The sequence below is a fragment of the Alkalicoccus daliensis genome, from assembly GCF_900103955.1.
GTDB lineage: Bacteria > Bacillota > Bacilli > Bacillales > Salisediminibacteriaceae > Alkalicoccus > Alkalicoccus daliensis.
The window spans coordinates 1-9,594 of sequence record NZ_FNIL01000026.1; the positions used below are offsets into that span (position 1 = coordinate 1).

A 9,594-nucleotide genomic window follows, 5' to 3' on the forward strand; every position below is an offset into this window, starting at 1 on the left:
CCATGGACTACTGCACGCCAAACAAAATTGAACAGGAATACCGCATACTCCCCACAAAGAAAATCTCTTAATTTCCGCTCCTAAATGTAAACAGGCGATCTTCTTTTCCACGTCCTGTGTCAGAAAGCTCCACAAAATGAAAGGCGAGAAGAGAAAAGAGAAAGAATTCTTGAAATGTAGTGTCCACTTTCTTGACTAAAGTCCAAATATACTATAAACCTGCTATATTAAACCATCCGCGCCTTATAATGAACTTCACAGCTCTTGTGCTGGCTTCCCGACCGAGATTCCACCTCTGAAAAGCAAATTACCTCCTTCATTCAACCCCCTCTTCCGCTGAATCAAAGAAAATAGAGCAGCTCACCTGTGCTCTTGCATGCTTATTTTACTGTCGCGCCCGCTATTTTACTCCGAATCGCTTATGCTTTACTATGAACCGGCTATACTTTACTCCGATCCGCTTATATTTTACTCCGATCGCCCTATAATATACTATAAACTTGCTATATTAAACCATCCGCGCCTTATAATGAACTTCACAGCTCCTGTGCCGGCTTCCCGACCAAGATTCCACCTTTGAAAAGCACATTACCTCCTTCATTCAACCCCCACTTCCGCTGAATCAAAGAAAATAGAGCAGCTCACCTGTGCTCTTGCCCGCTTATTTTACTGTCGCGACTGTTATTTTACTCCGAATCGCTTATGCTTTACTATGAACCGGCTATACTTTACTTCAATCACCCTATACTTTACTCCGATCCCCTTATCCTTTACTATAAAATCCCTATACTGAACCAAACTCCACCTTTTCAACATATTTCCACTAGAAAAGGCTGCTCTTCATCCATCAAAGGACAAGAGCAGCCTGCTGATAACTTACTTCATTACTTTTCTTCACCCAGTACAAATCCGAACTCGTAGTTCCGGTCTGATTTCAATAAAAATTCTTCATGAGTTCTCTGTCCCCAGCTGTCGTCCCCGCCGACACCCATCTGCGCTGCATGCAGTCGAACGACTGTCTGCGCGCTTTCAGGAAGTTTGTGCGCATGGGAAGCAGCTTCTAATTCTTCCGGCTTCCAAGGAAGGACACTTCCCTCCATGGCACTTAACGCACGAATAGAAAAGGAAGGCTTATTTCCGTCCGTAAGCGCCAACCAGCGAAGGCCTGTAATATTTCCACATTCCTGCGGCTTCAGGTAAGGCGTGAATCTTTCAGCAACCGAACTGCTGTAAATCCCCACCACTGCCGCGTCATTGCGGTCCTGATAGTTTTCATGCGGGCCTCTGCCGTACCAGCTCATCTCCTGGAACGCTGCAGGCATCGTAAATAACATACCCGCTTCCGGCAGATCCGGCAGCCCGTCTCCCGGCTGAATTACAACGTTCACCGCCACTTCCCCGGCACTGGTGACCACGTATCGAATAGAAGCCTTTGATGGAACCGAAACCGGAATCTTATATTCCACGGAAACTTCTATTTCGTTTGATTTTTCCTCTACTTCAAAAGATGTTACCGTACTGTTTTCTCCCGCTTTTCTCCATTCAGCGCTGCGCTTGTCGACTTCGCTGCCGCGGTCATTATCAGTCATCGCCCGCCAGAAGTTAAGCTTTAATGCTTCTTTTATAAATTCAGCACCGTTTTTCTGGAAAGACTGCAGCCATCCCGTTTCTTTCGAAAACTCTACTTTAAAGTTCTCCCCGGTGATAACTGCCTGCTTATTATTTTCATCCAGTTTCAGGCCCCGGCCGTCACCTTTGTGAAGCGCAGCAGGAGCTGCATCTTTCAGCTTAAATTGCTCATACGCTATCACGTGCCCGTGTTCCGCCCAAGGCTTATTCTCGCTTAACGTTAAGTATACATTTAAAAATACTTCGCCCCCGCGTGCAGCAAATTCCTTTAAATCAAGCTGAATTTCTTCCTGCCAGCCGGCTTCCGCCTTAGGATCGAAATCGCCTGCCAGTACTTTTCTGCCGTCTTCCAATACCTCAAAGCTGCCTTTTACTCCTTTCAGTGAAGTAAACAGGAAGTTATTTTTCAATCGTAACGTGCCGTCCTCAAAGGTAAAGCGGACATTCTGATAGCCTTTTTTCACTTCCAGCAGCTTCGGCGTCGGGGTACCGTCTGCGAAAATAAGCCCGTTTCCGGAAAAGTTTCCGTCATGCGGCGTTTCCCCGAAATCGCCCCCGTAAGCGAGGAATTCCACGCCATCTTCTTTCTTCCAGAGCGCCTGATCTCTCCAGTCCCAAATAAATCCGCCCTGCAGCACGGGATATTTCTCAAATAAATCGGTGTACTTATAAAAGTTTCCGAGAGAATTCCCCATTGCATGAGAGTATTCACATAAAATATAAGGCTTCGCCGCTGGATTTTCTTCTGCTTCGAGCGCGTATTTTTCCACTTGGTGCGGCGGGATGTACATCGTGCTCTCCATATCAGAAGCTCCGTCACTTTCCCGGTAATGAAATACTCCTTCATAGTGCACGAGCCTCGAAGGATCATTGGTTTTAAAGAAATCATACATCTTCAAAAAGTTTGTTCCGCCGAAAGCTTCGTTTCCTAGAGACCAGACGATAATAGAAGGGTGGTTTTTATCCCGCTGGAACATCGAGTTGCATCGGTCCAGCACATTTTCCGTCCACTCCGGCTTATCACCAGGCACGGTGTCGCCAATTTCTGTCTGCCCGTATTTCCAGGTTCCGTGTGTTTCCAGATTCGTCTCATCTATCACATACAGCCCGTATTGGTCACAAAGCTCATAGAATCTCGGGTGATTCGGATAGTGGGAAGTACGGACAGCGTTGATGTTGTGCCGCTTCATCAGAAGAATATCCTGCGTCATTTCTTCCTCTGTAATTCCTGCACGACCTTTATCCGGTGAAAATTCATGACGGTTTACACCTTTAAATAATATAGGTTTCCCATTGATTTTCATCAATCCGTCTTCCAGCTTAAATTCACGGAATCCTACTTTAGAGGAAAGGTATTCCACGACTTCACCATCTGCATACACGGAAAGCAGCAGAGTATATAAATTTGGCGACTCTGCACTCCACAAAGCTGGATGATCCACAGTACCCGAAAGCTGGATTTCCTGCGGCCCCTCCAGACGGACAGATTGTTCCGCTTCAGCATAAATTGTCTCGCCGGATTCATTTAAAATTTCCGCTTTTACCGTTACGTTTTTTCCATTGTTTTCAGATTGCATGAGCTCCGCCTGAATCTTGAAATCTGCCTTCTTTTCTTTCAAAGCAGTTTGAAAAAAGTAATCTCTTACGTGTACTGCTGGAACTGCGTAAAGATAGACACTTCTGAAAATACCGCTCATCCGCCAGAAATCCTGATCCTCCAGCCAGCTTGCATCACACCAGCGGTATACCTCGACAGCAATTTTATTTTCTCCCTGCTGCACGTAAGGAGTGATATCAAATTCTGCCGGGGTAAACGAATCTTCACTGTAACCAACCAGTTTTCCGTTCACCCAGACGTAAAATGCTGCCTCCACTCCTTCAAAATGTAAAAAGAGCGGCTGTTCCTGCTCTTCTGTTAATTGAAAAGAACGAATATACTGGCCGACCGGATTGTATTTTACCGGTGCAAACGGCGGCTTGATATTCTCCCTTTCATCCCACGGATAGCGTGTGTTCGTATAATGCGGATAGTCATATCCCTGCAGCTGCCAGTGACTAGGCACAGGGATTTTATCCCATTCATCCGCGTTGAAATCAATTTTATAAAAATCAGTAACTCTTTCTTCCGGCCGCTCTGAAAAATGAAACAGCCAATCCCCGTCAAGCGAACGATAAAAAGGAGATTCCTGCCGCTTCCCAGTTATCGCTTGATTTCTATCCGTAAAGGGCATCAGCGTAGCATGGGCTTTCGCGCGGTTCAGCTGAAAAATTTCCGGGTTATTATTCCATTCCGGATACCCGTTTTCTGGCGGCTGGTATTCAAAAGTTGTCTGCGTTTTTTCCATGATCGTTTCCTCACTTTCATCAAATTGTTTCTATTCTTTTACAGATCCGCCCAAAATACCTGAGATAAACTGTCTCTGGAGCAGAAGGAAGAAAATCATTATCGGCAGTGTGGAAAGAGTAGTCCCCATCATAATCTGCCCGTAGTCAATCCTGGACATACCGACCAGGCTCGACAATGCGACCGGCAGCGTGTACATATCGCTGTCACCGAGCACAACGAGCGGCCAGAGGAAGTTGTTCCACTGGAACATGAACAGGAAAATCGCGACCGCTGCAAGCGCAGGCTTCATTGTAGGAAGTACGACGCGGAAGAAAATTTTAAATTCCCCTGCACCATCCACCCTTGCCGCTTCCAGCAGCGACGTCGGAATCGAGCGCATATTCTGGCGCATCAAAAAGATAGCAAACGGATACGCAAGGTTTGGCAGCAGCACTGCACGGTAGGTATTCAGCCAGCCGAGGTCCGCCATTAACTGAAACAACGGAATCAGCGTTACGTGATAAGGAATCATTATCGCTAAAAGAAGCGTGAAGAAAATAGCATCTCTTCCCTTAAACGAATATTTCGCAAACGCATATCCTGCTGCAGAAGCAATCATGACGCTGAAGAAAGTAAATGTCAGCGCGATGACAATAGAGTTGATCATGACGCGAATAATATTGACGTTATCATTTAAATTGCGGAAGTTTTCTACAAGATGATCGCCCGGCAGCAGATTCGGCGGGATGCTGAAAATTTCTCCCGATGGATTCGTAGCGCCGATAAACATCCAGTAAAACGGAAACATGGATAAAAGGACACCAATAATTAACGCTGTATACAAACCGACTTTTCTTAAAATTACCGTTCCTTTATTTTTATTTGTCATCATCATCACCTAGCACTTTCATTTGAATAAAGGATAGGAGGGCGATAATTACCACCAGCACATAGGCAATTGCGGAGGCATAGTTAAAGTCAAAGTACCGGAAACCATTTAAGTACAGGTAAAGCGAGATTGTTAAAGTTGAGTTGTTCGGGCCGCCGTTTGTTAAGATAAATGGTTCATCAAACAGCTGCAGCGTTCCAATGGTAGAAAGTACCGCTGTAAAAAGCAGGATCGGCTTAAGCTGCGGCAGGGTAATAGAGAAAAACTGCCTTACTTTGCCGGCACCATCAATACTTGCCGCTTCATATAAATCCTGTGAAATGTTCTGCAGACCCGCTAAAAGAATGACCATATTGTATCCGGTCCATCTCCACGTAATCGCAATAATTAAGGAAACCTTTGCCCAGAAAGGATGATTCAGCCAGGCAATTGGCTCTATCCCAATCCAGGAAAGCGCATAGTTTACAAAGCCGTAGTTTTCATCAAGCATAATCATGAAAACAATCGCGTAGGCCACAAGGGCTGTAATCGCCGGCATAAAAAAGGCAATCCGGAAAAAGGACCTCATTTTCAGCAGGGCGGAATTCATCAGCACTGCAAGTACCACAGCAATCGTAAGCATGATAGGCACCTGTACAATCAGGATGGTAAAAGTATTAAATAAAGCCTGATAAAAGAGATCATCGGCAAATAAACGCCGGTAATTATCCAGTCCCGCAAATGAAGTTACCCCTGCGGTGGAAGTTTGAAAACTAAGTATTAAAGAAGAAACTACCGGATAAATAGTGAATACTATAAATAAAAGCACAGCAGGAGCAATAAAGAAATATGGCGCAGTTTTTGGAGTGACAAACTTTCTTTTTTTGCCTGCCGGCTTTTTCGCTGTATCGTTCATACTTAAACTCCTTCCATAAAATCAAAAGACTTTTTAATTTAATTTTAATAAGTTTGAAAGAAAACAGGAGAAGAGCAAGCTCTTCTCCTTGTATAATGCCTAGTTCTGATCGCGTCCTGTTTCGTTCGCGATACGTCCAGCTGCTTCTTCCAAAGCTTCTGCAGGAGGCGTCTCGGAAAGGAGAACATTCGCCTGTGCATCAGATGCATAACGGAAGGCTCTAGCATAGTCACTCGTGTAATTTGCAGGAAGCGTTCCTTCTGCTACATCCGCAAACAAGCTCCAGATCGGGCTGTTGTTAAAGAACTCCTGCTCCTCTTCAAAGTAAGGATCATCGTATGTTTCTACAAGAGACGGGAACAATCCGTATTCTGACAGTGCATTCATCTGCGGCTCCGTTTCTGTAGTGAAGTACTCTACAAAAGCGTATGCTGCTTCAGGGTGCTCTGTGTGAGAAAGTACAGAAAGGTCAGATCCCCCGAGGTTCGCGTCGCGGTTGCCGCCTTCTTCAAATGCAGGAAGCTTGAATACATCCCACTCACCTTCTTGTTCAGGAGCCTGGTCTGTGATTGTACCTGCATACCAAACGCCGAATGGCACTGTTGCTACTGTGTTGTTAACTGTTGCTGTTACAGTTCCGTCCCAGCCATCTGTATTTGCTACTAAGCCTGCAGCATGCAGATCCTGGATTACGGACATTGCCTGAACCGCTTCATCAGAGTGGATATCAATATTTCCATCTTCATCGAAATAATAAGTACCCAGCTGATTCATCATCATTCTGAAAAGAGCATCGTCATTGGAGATGTCAATCGGCACCATCTGAGATCCGGTTTCATCCAGAATTGTTGTACCTGCTTCGACAAAATCATCCCAAGTCTCGATATCATCCGCGTTCACGCCAGCTTCTTCAAACAGTGGAACATTATAGAAAACTCCTGCCGGGCCAATATCCCACGGCGCTGCAAGAAAGTCGCCATCAGCGTTTTTCATTGCTGCTGCTTTCGCTTCCGGGAATTTAGATTCGTGATCATCGTAGCCATGCTCACTTAAGTTAACGAAGCCATCCGGAAATTCTCCGAAATAGTTGTCAAGACGATCCGTTTCAATCATTGTAATGTCCGGAAGCCCTGATCCGCCAGCTGCAAACCCAACAGTAAGACGGTCATAAAGATCTTCACGGCCAATATCTTCAACTACAATATCCACGTCCGGATACTGTTCCTGGAAACCTTCTACGGCTTCCTCCATAGAAGCAGCTGCCACGTTCCAGCCCCATACAGTAATTTCTCCAGAAACATCTGCAGCTTCTCCATTATTTCCTTCACTGTCATTGCCAGCCTCGTTATTCCCTTCGTCATTCGCTTCTGTTTCAGCGTTTGCGTTTGCGTTTGCGTTGGCATCCGCACCTGCGTTATTGCCGCCATTGTTTCCTTCGTCATTTCCGCCGCATGCTGCCAGTAGACCAATCGAAGCGACACTTGCTAATGTAAGTTTCCAGATTTTCATTTTAAATCCCCCTTTGGATTGTATGCGCTCTCACGCTTTTAATTTAAAAAAACCTCAATACTTTTTTAAATTAAATTAGTAACTTAAAAATAAAGTACCACATAAAAACAAAAATGAAAAGGCTTTCTTTAAAAATATTTTGGTATTTTATGCTTCTATTTCGAAAACTTCTTGTAAAACAAGGCTCACAGCGCCCAAAAGCGCACTATGACTGCCGAGCTGCGAACGAACAATGGATGTTGCTTTCGCTTCCTGCGTTAAAGCCCGCTGGCGGATAAACTCCTGGAGCGGATTCATTACAAAATCGCCTGCTTTCATAACCCCGCCTGTAAGAATTATTTTATCCGGATTCATCACATTAATAATGTTTGTACATGCCAATCCAAGAAACCTTCCCGCTTCTTCAAATACACTAATTGCGAAAGCATCCCCCTGAAGCGCTGCTTTATGCACTACGTCACCGTCAATATCTCCCCGGTCCGTTACCAGCTGTTCAATAAGCGTAGATCTTCCTAAAGTAATTTCATGAATAACTTTTTCCCGGATATGAATCCCGCTGGCAACAGTATGCAGGCACCCGTAGCTGCCGCATGTACACTTGCGCCCGGAAAGATCTACTATCATATGACCGAGTTCCCCGGCAATATGATGTCTGCCCCGGAAAACTTTCCCGTTAATGATGAGACCGGCGCCTATCCCGTCCCCAATATTAATACATACAATATTCTGCTCACGCTGCGCACTGCCGAACCAGGTTTCTGAAATAGCAGCACAGCGGGCATCGTTCTCCAGTTTTACAGGAAGCCCGAACTCACTCTCCAGCCGGTCTTTTAAAGGCAGATTTTCAAATCCAAAGTGAGGAGCATAAATGCTTTCTCCTTTTTCTTCGTCCACTATCCCATGCATCGCAATACCTATCCCAATAATTTTTTCCCGGTCGGCCGAGGTGCTTTCGAAAATTTCATGAATAGAGGATATTAATATCTTCATAAACTCATCAACTTTCATTCCGGCCGGAAGCTTATGGGAGATCATTTCTTTAATTCCAGCATTCAGATTTGTCAGCCCTACTCTGAGCTGATTGGTCCCCACATCAATTCCAATTACAAAGTGGTTGTTGTAATTGATGGAAAGCAGAATCGGTTTCCGCCCGCCATTTGATTCCCCTGTTTCTTCCCTGACCATCCCCTCTTCCAGTAATTCAAGCACAATATTACTCACAGTGGGTGGAGTGAGCCCCGCCTGCTTGGAAACATCCGTCCTGGAAATCGGCCCCTTCTGCCGGATAATATTCAATACGAGAGAACGATTTAACGATTTCATCAACTGAAAACTGCCTGTCACACCTTGTACCATTTCCTACACCTGCCATCTAAGTCTTTTTTTATTTATGTTAGAGTAGAAGCGCTTTCATTACAATCAAAATTTTTTTCTTGATCGAATTTCTATACGGCGGCTGATTGTCGCGTGCGCTGCGGCAGCTGCTTATACCGCATGCTGTAATTCTCTTATACTAAACTCTAAACCCGCTGTACTAAAATGTCTACGCCCGACAGTGAACTCTTCCGTCTCCGGGCTGCATACCCGACTGAAATTCCCCCCTCATCCCCGGAACCAAAGAAAATAGAGCAGCTCATCTGCACTCTTGCCTGCTTATTTTACTGTCGCGCCCGCTATTTTACTCCGAATCGCCTATGCTTTACTATGAACCGGTTATATTTTACTCCGATCCTCTTATACTTTACTAACATCCACCTATATTTTACTCCGAACCGGCTATACTAAAATGTCCCCGTCCATCAGTGAACACCGCCGCTCCCGTGCTGGATCCCCGACTCTCAAAAGCATATTACCTTCTTCATTTCCCCCTCTTCCCCGGAACCAAAGAAAATAGAGCAGCTCATCTGTGCCTTTTCCGCTTATTTTACTGTCGCGCCCGCTATTTTACTCCGATCCGCTTATGCTTGGACTTTAGTCAAGAAAGTGGACACTACTTTTCAAAAATTCTTTCTCTTTTCTCTTCTCGCCTTTCATTTTGTGGAGCTTTCTGACACAGGACGTGGAAAAGAAGATCGCCTGTTTACATTTAGGAGCGGAAATTAAGAGATTTTCTTTGTGGGGAGTATGCGGTATTCCTGTTCAATTTTGTTTGGCGTGCAGTAGTCCATGGCGGAATGTTTTCTGCGATGATTATAAAAGGAATCGATGTACACTGCGACGGCTTTCTGCGCTTCTGCCCGTGTGGAAAACCTATTTCGATACACAAGTTCTTTTTTGAGGGTGGCATGAAAAGATTCAATGCACGCGTTGTCGTAAGGATCCCCTTTGCGGCTCATACTGATCTGC

General features: G+C 45.1%; 6 protein-coding genes. All 6 read right to left on the bottom strand.

What is annotated here, in order from left to right; genetic code table 11:
• Positions 1–884: 884 nt before the first annotated feature.
• Positions 885–3,974 (bottom strand): beta-galactosidase, LacZ type, encoded by a 3,090-nt coding sequence (lacZ, locus tag BLP92_RS17795; RefSeq protein ID WP_090844792.1) that lies wholly within the window; start codon positions 3,972–3,974, stop codon positions 885–887.
• A gap of 30 nt (positions 3,975–4,004) precedes the next feature.
• On the bottom strand, positions 4,005–4,847 hold the full coding sequence (locus tag BLP92_RS17800; protein ID WP_090844801.1) for a carbohydrate ABC transporter permease: 843 nt from the start codon (positions 4,845–4,847) through the stop codon (positions 4,005–4,007).
• The gene (locus BLP92_RS17805; RefSeq protein ID WP_090844794.1) at positions 4,834–5,739 is read right to left on the bottom strand and encodes a carbohydrate ABC transporter permease; all 906 of its coding nucleotides are present in this window, start codon (positions 5,737–5,739) and stop codon (positions 4,834–4,836) included. The genes BLP92_RS17800 and BLP92_RS17805 overlap by 14 nt, the downstream gene beginning before the upstream one ends.
• Positions 5,740–5,838: 99 nt before the next feature.
• Entirely contained in the window at positions 5,839–7,248 is a 1,410-nt protein-coding gene (locus BLP92_RS17810; RefSeq protein WP_090844796.1) for an ABC transporter substrate-binding protein, read from the bottom strand.
• 147 nt (positions 7,249–7,395) lie between these two features.
• On the bottom strand, positions 7,396–8,604 hold the full coding sequence (locus BLP92_RS17815) for an ROK family transcriptional regulator (protein ID WP_090844797.1): 1,209 nt from the start codon (positions 8,602–8,604) through the stop codon (positions 7,396–7,398).
• Between the two features lie 743 nt (positions 8,605–9,347).
• The coding region (locus BLP92_RS17820) for an integrase core domain-containing protein (protein WP_139148976.1) at positions 9,348–9,594 on the bottom strand (247 nt) is incomplete at its 5' end.

What these genes read in the sequence shown, in the direction of transcription:
- lacZ (WP_090844792.1), bottom strand. Translation starts at nt 3,974, where the DNA reads ATGGAAAAAACGCAGACAACTTTTGAATACCAGCCGCCAGAAAACGGG.
- BLP92_RS17800 (WP_090844801.1), bottom strand. Translation starts at nt 4,847, where the DNA reads ATGATGACAAATAAAAATAAAGGAACGGTAATTTTAAGAAAAGTCGGT.
- BLP92_RS17805 (WP_090844794.1), bottom strand. Translation starts at nt 5,739, where the DNA reads ATGAACGATACAGCGAAAAAGCCGGCAGGCAAAAAAAGAAAGTTTGTC.
- BLP92_RS17810 (WP_090844796.1), bottom strand. Translation starts at nt 7,248, where the DNA reads ATGAAAATCTGGAAACTTACATTAGCAAGTGTCGCTTCGATTGGTCTA.
- BLP92_RS17815 (WP_090844797.1), bottom strand. Translation starts at nt 8,604, where the DNA reads ATGGTACAAGGTGTGACAGGCAGTTTTCAGTTGATGAAATCGTTAAAT.